We start from the raw sequence: 15,159 nt of genomic DNA, 5'->3' as shown, positions 1-15,159 counted from the left end.
TTTTTATTTTTGCCTTCAAATAATTAATATTTAAAATTTATGAAAAAGGTTATTACACTTTTGTTTTTAGTTTCATTCGGATTTATTAATGCACAAAGTGCCTTTACAGGAAAAGGAGATACTAGAGTTAACGTTGGTGCTAATTTACAAGATGGTGGTTCTGGAATTCAAGGTTCTATAGATTTTGGTTTGGGAGAAAACTTCTCTTTTGGTTTTGTTGCGAATTATTTATTAGGAGTTGATAATTTTAATGGTTTTTACCACGGAGGCACAACTGATTATAATGATGCAACACCAGATTTCGGAGACCGTTTTGATGCTAAAGCAAGAATTAACGCTAATTTATCTAGTGTAATTGGTGTAGAACAATTAGACGTTTACCCTGGATTAAGTTTAGGTTTACATAATTTTGGAGGTCACGTTGGTGGTCGTTATTTCTTCACAGACGGATTTGGTGTTTTCACAGAAATCGGATTTCCAATTGCAAAATACGGTTCAAACAATGATCCTTTTTATCATTTAAATAATCAAGCTACTTTTAGTTTAGGAGCTTCTTTCAATTTGTAATTTTTTGAGGTGCAAAGTTGCAAAGTATAAAAAGAAAAAACCGCTATAGAGCGGTTTTTTCTTTTTATACTTGATTTGAAGTTTAGGTCTGCTAAACTTTCTTTTTAATGTGGCAATAAACTCATTGAGTGTAATTCCACTATATTCGTTTGATTCATCTTTTATAAATAATTCTGGCAGATCTTCTTTAATAAAAGGATGCGAAATAAAAGAGTTAGAGCTATGTATTCTAGATTCTTCTATTACCCCAAAAAAGAGAAAGTAGACACCAATTATTCTAGTAAAAATAAAGAATTTTCGAAATCCTTTACTTAAACCGTATTTTTTGTTCTCTTTTAAAGCTTTAGTAGTAAAATATATTAATTGAACGATAAAAACTAGTATAAGAATATTTGACAAATATCTTAAACTATTATAGTCAACTAACAATATTAAAAGTGATATTACGATTGAAGCTGCCACATTTGTTATAAACAAATAACTTCCCCATTTAATATCGATTTCAAACTTTTCCAAAGGCGCGTATTTTTTTAAATCACAACAAATATAGAGAAAAAGATTACATTTTTATTATACGCTCTAACAGAAAACAAAAAGAGAACTCCATTAATGAAGTTCTCTCTATCTAAATCATTGTAAAGCTTTGAATCTTTGCCCCTCTCTAATTAAAAATTAAAAAATCGACATTTCTGGAATTTCTCCTTCAATAATCAAATCCGCTTCAGTCGAGGCGATGATGTGATCAACTGACACACCTGGCGCGCGTTCTAAGAGCTTAAAACCTTTTTCTGTCACTTCGAGAACTGCAAGCTCGGTTACAACCTTTTTAACGCATCCTACGCCTGTTAATGGCAAAGTACATCTTTTTAAGATTTTTGACTCACCAGCTTTATTGACATGCATCATGGCAACGATGATATTCTCTGCCGAAGCCACTAAATCCATAGCTCCTCCCATTCCTTTTACCATTTTACCTGGAATTTTCCAATTGGCAATATCCCCATTTTCAGAAACTTCCATCGCACCTAAAATCGTTAAATCGACTTTTTGGCTGCGGATCATTCCAAAACTAAAAGCTGAATCAAAAAAACTTGCTCCAGGCAATGTCGTTATAGTTTGTTTTCCTGCGTTAATAATGTCAGCATCCTCTTCACCAGCGAAAGGAAAAGGCCCCATTCCAAGAACTCCGTTTTCACTCTGAAATTCAACCGCAATATCTTCTCTCACGTAATTGGCAACCAAAGTCGGAATTCCGATTCCTAGATTGACGAAATAACGATCTTTTACTTCTTTTGCAATTCGTTTTGCTATATCTTCTTTATTAAGTGCCATATCTTTAAATGTGTCAATTAGAGAATTTGATAATTAGATAATGCAAATAATTATCTAATTGTCTCATTATCTCAATTATCTAATTCTTAACTCTCACCGTGCGTTGTTCAATTCTTTTTTCAAACTTTTCTCCTTGAAAAATACGCTGCACCATAATTCCCGGAATATGAATTTGATTTGGATCTAAAGTCCCAACTGGAACCAATTCTTCAACTTCTGCAATAGTTATTTTTCCTGCACCCGCCATACAAGCGTTGAAGTTTCTAGCTGTACCTTTAAAAATTAAATTTCCAGCTTCATCACCTTTCCAAGCTTTAACAATGGCAAAATCTGCTTTAAAAGCTTCTTCCATAATGTGCATTTTCCCATTGAATTCTCTAGCTTCTTTTCCCTCCGCAACTTCAGTTCCGTATCCGGCTGGAGTAAAGAAAGCTGGAATTCCAGCCTGAGCCGCACGACAGCGTTCTGCTAAAGTTCCTTGCGGTGTGAGCTCTACTTCTAACTCACCAGAAAGCATTTGGCGTTCGAACTCAGCATTTTCTCCCACATAAGAAGAAATCATTTTTTTTATTTGCTTTTTCTGCAATAATAGTCCCAAACCAAAATCATCAACACCCGCATTATTCGAGATGCAAGTCAAATCTGAAATTGTTGTTTTTACTAAAGCCGCAATTGTATTTTCAGGAATTCCGCACAATCCAAAACCGCCAAACATGATTGTCATTCCGCTTTCAATTCCTTGAATGGCATCCTGAACATTATTAACTTTTTTTGTTATCATAACAAACTGTCTTTATTACTGTATATTTTTGATAAAAATAAGATTTCTAGATTGAATTATAACGATTTCGTAAAAATAAAAGCATCTATAATCCAAAAAAATATCCTTTTGTATTCTTCATTGAATATGAAGTTACAAAAGGATATTTATATTTTAAAAGATAACAAACTACAATTCGAATTCGTCTGTATTTTGTTCCGTTGCTGTAGTATCTTTTACTATCGCAGGTCTGGCGTAACAATCTACCTTTATAGAAAGATTGGCCGGACGTTCAAACTCAGATTTTGAAACTTGAAGCGATGGATCTGCATAACATTTTTTCATAAAATAACCCCATACCGGAAGCGCAGCGGTTGCTCCTTGTCCGTAAGTTAAACTTTTGAAACGAGCTGAACGATCTTCACATCCAACCCAAACTCCAGTTACCAAGTTTGGAACCATTCCCATAAACCAACCATCTGATTGATTTTGTGTAGTTCCTGTTTTACCTGCAATTGCATTTTTGAACATATAAGGATAACCTGTCCAACGATTGTCTCCGCTTCCACCGCCTGAAGTACGCAAACGAGCTCCTGAACCAGTTTCTGTTACTCCTTGCAGTAATTTGATTACAGCAAATGCAATATCTTTATTTAAAACGTCGTGAGATTCTGGAATCGGTTCATAAATAACTTCTCCACTTTTGTTCTCAATACGGCTTAAAAATTGAGGTTTAACATAAACTCCTTGGTTGGCAAATGTACTGTAAGCCGCAACCATATCTTCAACCGTAATATCTACCGCTCCTAACGCAATGGAAGGCTGAACCGGAATTTCAGTTTTTACACCTAATTTTCTAGTCAAATCTACAACTGCTTCTGGACTTGTTCTATCGATCAATTTAGCAGAAACTGTATTGATAGAAGCCGCTAAAGCTTGTTTTAAAGTAACCATTCCGCGGTATCTGTTATCTGAGTTTCTTGGTTCCCAGTCCTCAGTCACGTGGTGACGTCCTTTATGAATCATAAAAGGTCCATCAAGAATAGAATCGCAAGGAGACATGTTTAATTCTTCAATAGCTGTTGCATATACAAAAGGTTTGAATGTTGAACCAACTTGTCTTGCGCCTTGTCCTACGTGATCGTACTGAAAATATTTATAATTAATACCTCCAACCCAAGCTTTAATTGCTCCTGTTTGAGGTTCCATTGCCATTAAACCAGATTGCAAAAAGTGTTTGTAGTAACGAATAGAATCAAGCGGCGTCATAACAGTGTCGCGTTCACCTTTCCAAGTAAAGACACGCATTTTTGTTTTCACTTTAAATGAAGCAATAATATCATCTTCACTTTTGTCCATTTCTTTCATTTGTGCCCAGCGAACAGAGTTTTTCATTGCTTGCATCATGATTCGATCTGTTTCAGCTTGAGTAATATTTACGAAAGGCGCATTTTTATTGGTTTTCATTTCAATAAAAAACTGTTGCTGCAAATTTTGCATGTGTGCAGAAACTGCTTCTTCTGCATACATCTGCATTCTTGAATCGATTGTGGTATAAATTTTTAAACCATCTTTGTAAATATCATAATCAGAACCGTCTGGTTTTTTGTTTTCTGTAACCCATTTTTTCATGTAATCACGAAGATACTCTCTAAAATAAGTTGCTATACCTTCACGGTGACTTTCTAACTTAAATTTCAGAGTAATAGGCAGTTGCTGAAGTCTTTCTTTTTCTGCTTCAGAAATCATTTTTGCTTTTGCCATTTGTGACAAAACCACATTACGGCGATTTTTTACTCCTTCTGGGTTTCTTACCGGATTGTATAATCCTGAATTCTTGAACATTCCAACCAAAATAGCCGATTCATCTACTGTTAAATCTTTTGGATCTTTAGAAAAATAAGTTTGAGCGGCAGAACTTACCCCAACAGAATAATTTCCAAAATCGTACACGTTGCAGTACATCGCTAAGATTTCATTTTTGGTATATTGTCTTTCTAGGCGAATAGCAATAATCCACTCTTTTATTTTTTGCACAATCCTAAAAGGCAGAAATTTAGAACCTTCACCGTGAAACAATTGTTTTGCAAGCTGTTGTGTCAATGTACTTGCACCTCCATTTGTTCCTAAACTGAAAACTGCTCTTAGCGTTCCGCGCCCGTCAATTCCTGAATGCTCATAGAAACGCGCATCTTCAGTTGCGACCAATGCCTCAACTAAGTTTTTAGGCAAATCAGAATATTTCAATTGAGAACGATTGGTTTTGAAATATTTACCAATTACAACTCCATCAGAAGAAATAATTTCTGTGGCAAGGTTTGAATCTGGATTTTCTAAGTCCTCAAATGAGGGCATAGAACCAAATAATCCCCATGAAGCAAATAAAAAGAAGGCTAAAATTCCTAGTAATGTGTAGGCAAAAACACGCCAGAATTTCTTCTTATAATAATTAATATCCTTGTTTGATTGATTGTTTTTCTTAGTAGCAGCCATAACTATTTATCTAATCTTTTTGTTCTATTCTAAAACCAACGTCTGTAATTCCTTCTAAAGCTTCAACTCCAGGAATTTTTCCTGATTGTCTAACTGCTTGCTTAATGTGAACTTTATATTTTCCTGTAAATTTCACATCTTCTTTGTAATACAGCTTACTTTCTTTAATATCAGTGAATCCGTTTCCAAGTAAAGTACCATCTGGCGCGGCCATTTGATATTGCAAAGTATCCACTTTTGTAAATCCGCTTGGCGTTTCAATAGCCACAATCAAAAACAAATTATTAAACGGATAATTGTTGTTGTCTCTAATGTTTACAAACAGATTATATTTTTTCGTAGAATCTAAAACCGGCAGATCGAAGCTTACAATACTGTCTTTGTGCCAAGCACTTCCAACAGATTTATACTCATCAAATACTCTTTTTTTATCACACGAAAAAAGAAGTATTGCTACCAAAAGAAGAATTCCGCTATTTTTTATTCTCATTTTTAGTAATAATTATTGGTTTTCTAGGTTCAGCAGATTTATTTTCATTTGAATTTTGCTTATTCGAATTCGGATTACTCTGTTTATTCGGATTCTGCTTGTTCTTATGATTTTGCTTGTTTGGATTATTCGGTTTGCTCTGCTGATTCGAATTTCCGCCTGAAGGTTTATTATTTCCGACAGGTTTTGGATTATTATTGGTGTTTTTTTCCTGTTGTGGTTTTTGCGGAGTTGCAACACCAGCAGGTTCAGCATTTTTACGTTTGCGATTTGGTTTTTTCTTTCTTTTTGGCTGATCGAAACGAGTTAAACTCTCTTGTCCCATTGCATTATTGAAGTCTTTTTCTGGTTCTGCAATTACTTCAACAGCAAAATCTTCTAAAGAAGAAACCTTATTTTTTTGTTTATTTTCGGCTATAATTTCTTTTACCTGATCAATTTTTAAAACGTGCCAGTTTGCAAAATTATTCGTGTAAGCAAACCACATTAATCCTTTAAAAATATCTTGTTTTTGGCAGACTGCATCTCCTTTTTCTGTTACTAATTTCGTATCATAATCAGGAAAATCTTTCAGCGCGTCCATGTAAGTGTCTAACTCATAGTTCAAACAACATTTCAATTTTCCGCATTGACCCGCTAATTTTTGCGGATTCAATGACAATTGCTGATAACGAGCAGCAGAAGTATTCACACTTCTAAAATCTGTTAACCAAGTCGAACAGCAAAGTTCACGTCCGCAAGAACCAACTCCACCTAAACGAGCCGCTTCCTGACGGAAACCAACTTGTTTCATCTCCACTCTTGTACTGAATTCTTTAGCAAAATCTTTAATCAGCATTCTAAAATCGACACGATCATTTGCCGTGTAGTAAAAAGTAGCTTTAGATCCGTCTCCTTGAAATTCAATATCAGAAATTTTCATTTCCAGTTTATGCTGAATTGCCAATTCACGAGCACGAACTTTCATTGGCTCTTCGCGATCACGGGCTACAGACCAGATATCGATATCTTTTTGAGAGGCTTTTCTATAGATTTTAGGAACATCATTACTTTCGTAATTGGCTCCTTTTTTTTTCATTTGAATTCTTACCAATTCTCCGGTAAGCGTTACAATTCCAATATCGTGTCCTGGTGATGCAACAGTTGCTACAATATCACCAATACTTAAAGTTAATTTCTCTGAATTTCTAAAAAATTCCTTGCGTCCGTTTTTAAAACGAACCTCAACACAATCAAAAATTGCCTCTCCAGTAGATGGGCTCATGTTCGAAAGCCAGTCAAAAACCGTCAATTTATTGCAGCTATCGGTGCCGCAAGTCCCATTATTTTTACAACCCTTTGGTGCGCCGCCATCTGAGGTTGAACAACTTGTACATGCCATAATTATATATGTAGTGCCGCTAAACTGCAGCTTAAGTTCATAAACGTTTAATCGGTAAAGATAGTATTTTTTTTATTTTGCTTTGTATCGATTAAAACTAATGGTTTGTTAAATAAAATATATTCTTTTTTACATCAAATTTTTCCTAATTCTACGGCTAATTTCCTTACGATTTATAATATTTTCACTTAAAAACTGTAATCTGCTTGTTTTAGAGGTTAAAATGTCTTTTTTACTTTTTATCCTGAAATATATTTCTGATTTTTATGTTTTATCTTACAGCATGGTTTGTAAAGTCAATAATTACAAACAAAAAACGGAACTTAAACTTATCTTTCATTTTTAAATATATTCAAATGCAAACACAAAACCAGATTGAAAATTTCCTTTTTCAGGGAAAATTTGACGAGGCCAGAGAATGCCTAAATAACGGAGAAAATTTTAATGAACAATACCTTAAAAACAATTTTTCTCAAATCGCAGCCAAAATTATTGAAGCCAAAGAAATTGATTTTACAGAAAAATTAATAAAAGCCGGTTTTATTGAAACCGATATTTATGAATTAGACAGTTTTGACAAATCTATATTCAACGCACTTTCGCGAAATATAAAAAATAATGATGCATCTCTTTCTTTCTTCAGAGAAATAATGTCGAAAACAGACAATGTTAATGACGAAATCAGCGATCAGACTTTATTGGGATATTGCATCGAAAAAGAAGCAGTTCCTGAAGTCATTAAAATTTTAATTGAAGATTTTGGCTGTAATGCCCAATACAAAAATAATGCTCAGGAAAATCTAATTCATAAAATCGTAAACAATTATGCTTTAAATGCCGATAAAGGTAAAGAATACATAAGTATACTTATTGAAAACGGAGTCGACATCAATGAGAAAAATGTGGTTGGTACTACGCCTCTTATGTACGCCGTTAAAAGAAACAAAAAAGAATACATTCCGATGCTGCTAGAAAATGGCGCAGATCCTAACGAAACAGACAATCAGGAAAATAGTGCTTTTTATTATGCCGTTGGCGAGCAATTTTCAATTCCGATGTATGAACTTTTAGCCGCATCATCATCGGCAAATTTTAACAGCATCAATAAAGACGGAAGAACTTTATTAACCGAATTTATCCGAATGATGTCTGATTCTGAGAATGATCTAAATTCTTTACAAAGATTATTATCTGATGGTGCCGACTTAAATCATGCTGCGCAATATTACGGAAATCCAAAATCAGGGATAGATTATATTGCTGAGAAAAAATCGGGAATTCTAAAATCGGTTCTAGACAACGGAGCAATTGATGTTAACGAACAGGACAATCAAGGAAATACAATTTTGCACAAAGTTTGTGCTTATAATGTAAATTACGATGCTGAAGCAGCAAAAGAAATTTACAGAAAAGTAAAAGTACTTCTCGAAAATGGAGCCGATAAAGATGTTACCAACGACAAGGACGAAACCGCTCTTAGACTTGCATCTACAGACAATTTGAAAATAAAAACAGTTGAGCTTTTAATGAAAGCTTAAATCATAAAAAACTACTATTCTATGTCAATGTCATTTATAATTGCCTGTGAAAACGGCAACAGAAAAATAGCTGAATTACTGCTTCAAAATAAAGAAGTAGATGTAAAATATACTGACGAAAGAGGAAGAACTGCTATTCATTATGCCGCGCACAGAGGTTATTTGGATATTGTAAAAATCTTAACCGAAGACGGAGCTGATATTAACTATGAAGATCATCAGGGGGAAACACCTTTATTCTTTGCTTGTTTGCAAAAACAGAAACAAACTGCTCTTTATCTTTTAGAAAATGGTGCCGAAATTACCAAAAATGATAAATACGGAAATAGTCTCTTACATTTGGTCGCTCAAACCGCTCAAATTGAAATTGCAACAAAGTTGCTTGAAGCAGGAATTGACGTTAATCTTCTGAATAACAATGGAGAAACTCCACTCTTACTGGCTTCTGCAAAATTAAACAGAGAGATTATTCAATTACTTTTAGACAAAGGCGCTGATATTAATGTAACAGACAAACAAGGAAATACACCGTTGATTTATGCCTGTTACACCAAATCAATTCCGATGGTAACTTTACTTTTGGATAATGGCGCTAATGTTAATCACGCAAATCATTCGGGAGAAAACGCGCTTTTGATTGCGTGTTATGAAACCAACAGAATGCTGGCTAAATTATTAGTCGAAAGAGGCGCTGATGTTTTCACTTCAAACAACAACGGTTACTCTCCAATTTGGTATGCTTGCGCGAATAATCAAAAGGAAATTGTGTCTTTGTTTCTGGAAAATGGTGTCGATGTGAATTACAGCAAACCAGTCGCTGGAGAAACTTCATCTATGAACGATTATTTGGATTGGATTGTGAGCGCGACAAATATTGCAAACGATTCTAGTTTTACACTAAACAACACTTACACTTACGGCGGAGAAAGTCTTTTGCATGTGGCAACCAAAAAAGGCAATTTAAGCATGGTAAAATTGTTGATCGAAGCTGGAGCGAACATCAACATTCAAGATGAATCTGGAAACACACCTTTGCATTACAGTGCCGCAAACGGAAAAAAAGATGTGGTGAAATATTTATTGGATAATAAAGCCGATGCTTCAATAGTAAATGTAAAAGAACAGAAAGCCATTGATTATTCAAATGTAAAAGGGTTTAATGAAATTACAGAATTGATTCTGAAATACGCTCCTTCGGGAACCGTTGTAACTCCGATTCAAAAAGAAGAACCACCAAAAGCAGATTCTGGAAATGCAATGGAAGGCAAGAAAAAAGCATTATTAGATTTGAAAGAACTTCTAGATGCCGGAATTTTAACTTCGGAAGAATTTGAAAGTGAAAAAAGTAAAATTTTAAAAGGATAAATAATAAACAAACTTAAAAATGAAAAACAATTTAAATAAAACCATTCTGTTATTTGTATTAATCGCTACAAGTATAATTTCTACTTCATGTAACAATCTTTCACCAGACAAAACTTTTGATATAGCTGTTTTAAATTCAAATTTACTCTCTCGCTTTGGCGGAAAAGAAATCAGTGACAAACTGCAAACTGAAGCTCAAGTTTATGATGAAAGCCAAAAAAAGATGATTCCGTCATCTTACTATGATTCTTTCAAATACGATATAACGAATTTAGAAACTCGCTTTCAAACTATTAAAGACATCGCTGAAGATGAAGATAACAAAGAAATTCTTCAAGCATCAAAAGACTTGTTTTCTTATGTAATTTCGAAACAAAAAGAAGGTTATTTGCCGATTGCCAAAATGAAAGATGAAAAAGCTTCTCCAGAACAAATACAAAAAGCGATAGTTGATTTTGACACTTCAACTCAAAACGAAGTTGATGCCAAGTTTAACAAACTGATGACTGCAGGAAAAGCTTACGCTGAAAAACATAATATCGACGCCAAATTCGGTATTTAAAAATGAATTAAATATTATCAAAAAATCAGGCAGCTCTTGCCTGATTTTTTAACCTTAAATTGGTTCAATTGAGAAAATTTCACAATACAACTTTCTAAAAAAACCTAAATATGGCAAAGAAATACTTTTCAATTATTGGAACAATTTTACTGCTCTCTATCATTTTCAGCTGTAAAGATTCCAAAACCAACGAAAAAGAATCAAATACAGAAGTCACAGAACTAAAAGATATTCCCGAAGTAGAAGAATCAAATGTCGTAATCAAAAAAGATCTCGCTGACTTTATACCTAAAAATTATATTCCTTTTGATACCATCAAAGGTGATTTAAACAAAGATGGAAAAGAAGATATAATTCTAATCATTAAAGGAACAGACAAGAGTAAAGTAATTCAGCATGAATATCGCGGCGAATTAGACCGAAATCGAAGAGGAATTATAGCATTATTAAACAAAAATGGCGGTTATGAATTAGCCGTTAAAAATTACGATTGCTTTTCTTCTGAAAATGAAGAAGGCGGAGTTTATTATGCACCAGAACTTGATTTTGAAATAAAAAATGGAAAATTATACGTGAACTACGCTCACGGAAGATACGGATATTGGAGTTATACTTTCAGATATCAAAATTCAGATTTGGAACTAATTGGTTACGATGCGAGCAGTAATCACGGACCAATTGTTCTTACGGAAACCAGTATCAATTTTTTGACCCGAAAAAAGATTGTAAATCACAACATCAACGAGAATACCTATGACGGTGATGAAGTTTTTGAAAAAACCGAAAGCAAAATCAGTAAAAACAAACTGATTAAATTATCAGAAATTAAAGATTTTGACGAACTTGAGTTTTCAGAAGAATAAAATCAAAAAACCTATTCTGTAGCAATGCAAATAGGTTTTTTTATGTTTTTTAAGTTTCCTTAACCGTAATAATCTTCACTGGACAAGCTCTTGCTGCCAATTCGCAACTTTCTGCAATAGTATGATTGGGTGATTTTAAGGTGAAAAATCCTTTAGAATTTACAGAATGAATCAAAACTGACTTTCCATCTTTTTTTGACATTTGAAAATGAATCGGATCCATCTCAACACAATAATTACAGCCAATGCATTTATCTCTTTGTAATGTTACAATAACCATTATGCTTCAACAATTTTATAAAGTTTATCAGACATTCTGATTCTGAATGGCAATTTAAAACTGCAATCATCGCCTTTCGTTGCTTTTTCTCCCGCGGCATCATTTACAAACATTTCGTCTATCACCATTTCCTGCGCCCCCGTGTTTGGTCCTGTTACTAAGATTTTATCTCCTATTTTTATATCATAAGCTTCAATCTTAAATTGTCCGACTTCAGCTTTTGGGAAATAATGAGTTCCTCTTCCCACATAAACTTTTTTCTGCGTCGCTGCAGATCCTGGAATATCGCTCCAATCGCCTAATTCTTGTCCTAGATAATAGCCTGACCAGAATCCGCGGTTATAAACGGTTTCTAGAGCTTTCATCCAAACTGCTGTTTTTTCTTTTGAAAAAGTTCCTTCATAATAAGCATTAATCCCTTCTCGATAAGTTTTAGTTACTGTTCCTACATATTCAGGGGCACGTCCTCGACCTTCGATTTTTAAAACTTTAATTCCGGAATCAATGACTTGATCTAAGAAATCCAATGTACACAAATCTTTTGGTGACATCATGTATTCGTTATCCAATTCGATTTCGAAACCAGTTTCCTGATCGATAACGGTATATTTTTTTCGGCAGTTTTGTTTGCATGCGCCCCGATTCGCAGATGAATTATTGGAGTGTAAGCTCAAATAACATTTCCCTGAAACGGCCATACACAAAGCTCCGTGACCGAAGATTTCGATTTCGATTAAATTCCCATTTGGACCTTTGATCTGCTCTTTTTCAATTTGATCGGTAATATTCTTTACTTGGCGCAAGCTTAATTCGCGGCTTAAAACCATAGTATCGGCAAATAAGCTGTAGAATTTTATAGTTTCAATATTCGTTACATTCAGTTGAGTTGAAATGTGAACTTCCATTCCAATTGATCTTGCCATCGCAATTACAGCTTGATCTGAAGCAATTACCGCTGTAATGTTTGCTTCTTTAGCTTTCGTCAATAATGTTTTTACGACTGATAAATCATGATCGTAAATAATCGTGTTTAAAGTCAAATAGCTTCGAACATTTTTTTCCTCGCATCGACTGGCAATTTCTTTTAAATCATCAATCGTAAAATTCACGGTAGAACGTGCACGCATATTAAGTTGTTCCACACCAAAATATACAGAATCACAGCCATTGTCTAAAGCAGCTTGAAGCGACTCAAAATCTCCAGCTGGAGACATGAGTTCGATTTTGTTTGTAATAGTCATTTTTGATTTATTATTCCAATGACAAAAATAATGTGGGTATAGGTTAGATTTCTATGATTTATATCATAGTCTATATTTTAAAATTATTTGTAAAGCGTTACACAATCTTTATTAAACATAGCCCACGGTTTCAACCGTGGGTACACAATGCGAATCTTCAACGTTACGCAACAATACGTTTACCACGGTTGAAACCGTGGGCTATATATTGTGGTATTTTTTTGGTGTATCTTTATGGTGTATTTAATCCATGCAATTTTACAAATTCATCAAATTCATCTTGACCATTTTTTTTAAGATGATGTTGTTTTTGATTTTTAATGTAATTGTAAACAGCATCTAACTGAGATTCGCTTACTGCAAAAGCTGCGTAACCAGTTTGCCATGCGAATTTTTCAGGAATTAGATTTACTCCATTTATACAATGAGAAGATCCTCCTTTCGCTTGACGAATTACATCTGAGAGAGGTTTTTTCGGATTTAATAAAAATAAAACATGTATATGGTCGGGCATTCCGTTAATGATTCTAACAGGGCAATCCAAGTCAATTAATTCATCGTGAATATAATCATGCACGTTTTTCTCAATTGAATAATCAATTAATTCCGTACGATTTTTTGTTGCCCAAATTGCGTGAATCCATAATTTGGTAAAAGAATGTGACATTGTAAATTAGGGTTTAAAAACCGCTAATTTACAATTTTATACAATTTATCTGACAAACGAATACGAAAAGGAACCTCAAAAGTAACCTTATCCCCAATTTTAGCAGTTTGGGTTTCTGCTCCGTTAACAATGATTCTATTCAAAACCATTTCCTGATCGCCTGTAGTTGGACCAGAAATTAAGATTTTATCACCGCTGTTTAACTCTTGGTTTTCTATAGTAAATTGTCCAACCTGTGCTTTTACATAATAATGTTCCGCTTTTCCAAGAAGAACTTTTTTAACTTTTATTTTCTGACGAATATCTGCTGTTTTTTGTGCTGTAGCCAAAGCAGTTTCTGGAAGTTCGCCTGAGTGTTTGAATTTTAGATTTTCAGATTTTCCTTTTCTGAAGACTTTATTTCCAACTTGTTTTCCAGTTCTTAAGCGAACCTGGTCAACCAAAGGCATATGAATAATCTCTAAACATTCTGTAGAACAGCAGTTATCCATTGCAGCTTTACATTCATCGCACTGAATAAACAATAAATGACAGCCGTCATTTTCGCAGTTTGTGTGGTTATCGCAAGGTTTTCCGCATTGGTGGCATTGCGAAATAATATCGTCTGTAATTCTTTCGCCCAGACGATTATCAAATACGAAGTTTTTACCAATGAATTTACTTTCTAAACCTTCTTCTTTCAATTGTTTAGCGTAATTAATAATTCCGCCTTCCAATTGATAAACATTTTTAAAACCTTGGTGTTTAAAGTAAGCACTTGCTTTTTCACAGCGAATACCTCCAGTACAATACATTACCAGATTTTTATCGTCTTTGTGATCTTTAAGCTGCTCGTTGATGATTGGCAAACTCTCTCTGAAAGTTTCCACATCTGGAGTAATAGCACCTTTAAAATGCCCAACTTCACTTTCGTAGTGATTTCTAAAATCAACTACAATAGTGTTTGGATCATCAAGTATTTCGTTGAATTCTTTGGCTTTTAAGTGAACGCCAATATTAGTTACATCAAAAGTTTCATCATTTAAACCGTCGGCAACGATTTTGTGACGCACTTTGATGGTCAATTTTAAAAAGGAATGATCGTCTTGTTCTACGGCAACATTCAATCGTATGTCTTTCATAAAATCATAAGCTTCCAGCGTTTCTCTAAAAGCTTCAAAATTTTCAGCAGGAACACTCATTTGAGCATTAATTCCTTCATGGGCAACATAAATTCTTCCTAAAGCATCGAGTGCATTCCAGGCAATGAATAAATCGTTACGAAATTTTTGTGGATCTTGAATTTTGGCATACGCATAGAAAGACAACGTTAGTCGTTGTTTACCGGCATCATCGATCATGATGGCTCTTTCTTCTGCGCTTAAAGTGTTATACAGTTGCATGCTATAAACAATTTTAAGTTAAGAATAAATTAATTTCGAATCTATAAATGGAATAAATTCGGGTGCAAAGATAAGTCTTTCTTTTCAATTTCAAAAACAATAAAAGCGCTTGGCTTTTCTAACCATATAAGAAATGTAAGTTCATTTAAATTCATAATTAAAGCGATTTTTTTTACGCAATAAAGTTGCTTTAGCAAAAAAGAACCTCTGTTTATCAATTCGTTATAAAATTTTCTTA

General features: G+C 34.0%; 15 protein-coding genes. 5 read left to right on the top strand and 10 right to left on the bottom strand.

The annotated features are described in order from the left end of the window. The first annotated feature begins 39 nt into the window (after nucleotides 1–39). Complete coding sequence (locus LL966_RS12985) at nucleotides 40–567, top strand: DUF6646 family protein (RefSeq protein WP_229353775.1); 528 nt, start codon at nucleotides 40–42, stop codon at nucleotides 565–567. Here the strand turns inward: LL966_RS12985 and LL966_RS12980 are convergent. The 6 genes from LL966_RS12980 to ricT form a co-directional block, all read right to left on the bottom strand. Further along, entirely contained in the window at nucleotides 544–1,083 is a 540-nt protein-coding gene (locus tag LL966_RS12980; RefSeq protein ID WP_229353773.1) for a hypothetical protein, read from the bottom strand. The genes LL966_RS12985 and LL966_RS12980 overlap by 24 nt on opposite strands. Before the next feature lie 156 nt (nucleotides 1,084–1,239). After that, on the bottom strand, nucleotides 1,240–1,899 hold the full coding sequence (locus tag LL966_RS12975) for a 3-oxoacid CoA-transferase subunit B (RefSeq protein WP_229353771.1): 660 nt from the start codon (nucleotides 1,897–1,899) through the stop codon (nucleotides 1,240–1,242). A 79-nt stretch (nucleotides 1,900–1,978) separates the two neighbouring features. Continuing rightward, on the bottom strand, nucleotides 1,979–2,680 hold the full coding sequence (locus LL966_RS12970; RefSeq protein WP_229353769.1) for a CoA transferase subunit A: 702 nt from the start codon (nucleotides 2,678–2,680) through the stop codon (nucleotides 1,979–1,981). Between the two features lie 168 nt (nucleotides 2,681–2,848). Then, nucleotides 2,849–5,152, bottom strand: coding sequence for a penicillin-binding protein 1A (locus LL966_RS12965; RefSeq protein WP_229353767.1), 2,304 nt, complete (start codon nucleotides 5,150–5,152; stop codon nucleotides 2,849–2,851). 10 nt (nucleotides 5,153–5,162) lie between these two features. Further along, complete coding sequence (locus LL966_RS12960) at nucleotides 5,163–5,642, bottom strand: gliding motility lipoprotein GldH (RefSeq protein WP_229353766.1); 480 nt, start codon at nucleotides 5,640–5,642, stop codon at nucleotides 5,163–5,165. Then, the gene (gene ricT, locus LL966_RS12955) at nucleotides 5,626–7,023 is read right to left on the bottom strand and encodes a PSP1 domain-containing protein (protein ID WP_229353765.1); all 1,398 of its coding nucleotides are present in this window, start codon (nucleotides 7,021–7,023) and stop codon (nucleotides 5,626–5,628) included. Before ricT ends, LL966_RS12960 begins: the two co-directional genes overlap by 17 nt. Before the next feature lie 356 nt (nucleotides 7,024–7,379). Here ricT and LL966_RS12950 point away from each other — a divergent pair, with 356 nt between their 5' ends. The 4 genes from LL966_RS12950 to LL966_RS12935 all read left to right on the top strand — a co-directional run bounded on the left by LL966_RS12950 (nucleotide 7,380) and on the right by LL966_RS12935 (nucleotide 11,351). Beyond that, a complete protein-coding gene (locus tag LL966_RS12950; protein WP_229353764.1) occupies nucleotides 7,380–8,561 on the top strand; it encodes an ankyrin repeat domain-containing protein in 1,182 nt (393 codons plus the stop codon). 21 nt (nucleotides 8,562–8,582) lie between these two features. Further along, nucleotides 8,583–9,926, top strand: a complete 1,344-nt coding sequence (locus LL966_RS12945) for an ankyrin repeat domain-containing protein (protein WP_229353763.1) — start codon at nucleotides 8,583–8,585, stop codon at nucleotides 9,924–9,926. A gap of 19 nt (nucleotides 9,927–9,945) precedes the next feature. Further along, nucleotides 9,946–10,488 carry a hypothetical protein gene (locus LL966_RS12940; RefSeq protein ID WP_229353762.1) on the top strand — a complete coding sequence of 181 codons (543 nt, stop codon included), beginning with the start codon at nucleotides 9,946–9,948 and terminating at the stop codon, nucleotides 10,486–10,488. A gap of 110 nt (nucleotides 10,489–10,598) precedes the next feature. Continuing rightward, nucleotides 10,599–11,351, top strand: a complete 753-nt coding sequence (locus LL966_RS12935) for a hypothetical protein (protein ID WP_229353761.1) — start codon at nucleotides 10,599–10,601, stop codon at nucleotides 11,349–11,351. Nucleotides 11,352–11,400: 49 nt separating this feature from the next. On the opposite strand, the gene LL966_RS12930 is transcribed toward LL966_RS12935, so the two are convergent. The 4 genes from LL966_RS12930 to trhO all read right to left on the bottom strand — a co-directional run bounded on the left by LL966_RS12930 (nucleotide 11,401) and on the right by trhO (nucleotide 14,921). Beyond that, on the bottom strand, nucleotides 11,401–11,631 hold the full coding sequence (locus LL966_RS12930; protein ID WP_229353760.1) for a ferredoxin: 231 nt from the start codon (nucleotides 11,629–11,631) through the stop codon (nucleotides 11,401–11,403). Further along, nucleotides 11,631–12,872 (bottom strand): peptidase U32 family protein, encoded by a 1,242-nt coding sequence (locus LL966_RS12925; protein ID WP_229353758.1) that lies wholly within the window; start codon nucleotides 12,870–12,872, stop codon nucleotides 11,631–11,633. The genes LL966_RS12930 and LL966_RS12925 overlap by 1 nt, the downstream gene beginning before the upstream one ends. Nucleotides 12,873–13,104: 232 nt before the next feature. Beyond that, nucleotides 13,105–13,539, bottom strand: coding sequence for an IS200/IS605 family transposase (gene tnpA, locus LL966_RS12920; RefSeq protein ID WP_229353751.1), 435 nt, complete (start codon nucleotides 13,537–13,539; stop codon nucleotides 13,105–13,107). 23 nt (nucleotides 13,540–13,562) lie between these two features. Then, entirely contained in the window at nucleotides 13,563–14,921 is a 1,359-nt protein-coding gene (trhO, locus tag LL966_RS12915) for an oxygen-dependent tRNA uridine(34) hydroxylase TrhO (RefSeq protein WP_229353749.1), read from the bottom strand. Nucleotides 14,922–15,159: the final 238 nt, after the last annotated feature.

Origin of the sequence: Flavobacterium chungbukense (assembly GCF_020805785.1) — a bacterium.
GTDB classification, from domain to species: Bacteria; Bacteroidota; Bacteroidia; order Flavobacteriales; family Flavobacteriaceae; genus Flavobacterium; species Flavobacterium chungbukense.
This window is presented reverse-complemented; position numbering and strand designations above follow the sequence as displayed.

What these genes read in the sequence shown, in the direction of transcription:
- LL966_RS12950 (WP_229353764.1), top strand. Translation starts at nt 7,380, where the DNA reads ATGCAAACACAAAACCAGATTGAAAATTTCCTTTTTCAGGGAAAATTT.
- LL966_RS12940 (WP_229353762.1), top strand. Translation starts at nt 9,946, where the DNA reads ATGAAAAACAATTTAAATAAAACCATTCTGTTATTTGTATTAATCGCT.
- LL966_RS12960 (WP_229353766.1), bottom strand. Translation starts at nt 5,642, where the DNA reads ATGAGAATAAAAAATAGCGGAATTCTTCTTTTGGTAGCAATACTTCTT.
- LL966_RS12975 (WP_229353771.1), bottom strand. Translation starts at nt 1,899, where the DNA reads ATGGCACTTAATAAAGAAGATATAGCAAAACGAATTGCAAAAGAAGTA.
- LL966_RS12985 (WP_229353775.1), top strand. Translation starts at nt 40, where the DNA reads ATGAAAAAGGTTATTACACTTTTGTTTTTAGTTTCATTCGGATTTATT.
- LL966_RS12945 (WP_229353763.1), top strand. Translation starts at nt 8,583, where the DNA reads ATGTCAATGTCATTTATAATTGCCTGTGAAAACGGCAACAGAAAAATA.
- LL966_RS12930 (WP_229353760.1), bottom strand. Translation starts at nt 11,631, where the DNA reads ATGGTTATTGTAACATTACAAAGAGATAAATGCATTGGCTGTAATTAT.
- LL966_RS12970 (WP_229353769.1), bottom strand. Translation starts at nt 2,680, where the DNA reads ATGATAACAAAAAAAGTTAATAATGTTCAGGATGCCATTCAAGGAATT.
- ricT (WP_229353765.1), bottom strand. Translation starts at nt 7,023, where the DNA reads ATGGCATGTACAAGTTGTTCAACCTCAGATGGCGGCGCACCAAAGGGT.
- LL966_RS12925 (WP_229353758.1), bottom strand. Translation starts at nt 12,872, where the DNA reads ATGACTATTACAAACAAAATCGAACTCATGTCTCCAGCTGGAGATTTT.
- tnpA (WP_229353751.1), bottom strand. Translation starts at nt 13,539, where the DNA reads ATGTCACATTCTTTTACCAAATTATGGATTCACGCAATTTGGGCAACA.
- LL966_RS12935 (WP_229353761.1), top strand. Translation starts at nt 10,599, where the DNA reads ATGGCAAAGAAATACTTTTCAATTATTGGAACAATTTTACTGCTCTCT.
- trhO (WP_229353749.1), bottom strand. Translation starts at nt 14,921, where the DNA reads ATGCAACTGTATAACACTTTAAGCGCAGAAGAAAGAGCCATCATGATC.
- LL966_RS12965 (WP_229353767.1), bottom strand. Translation starts at nt 5,152, where the DNA reads ATGGCTGCTACTAAGAAAAACAATCAATCAAACAAGGATATTAATTAT.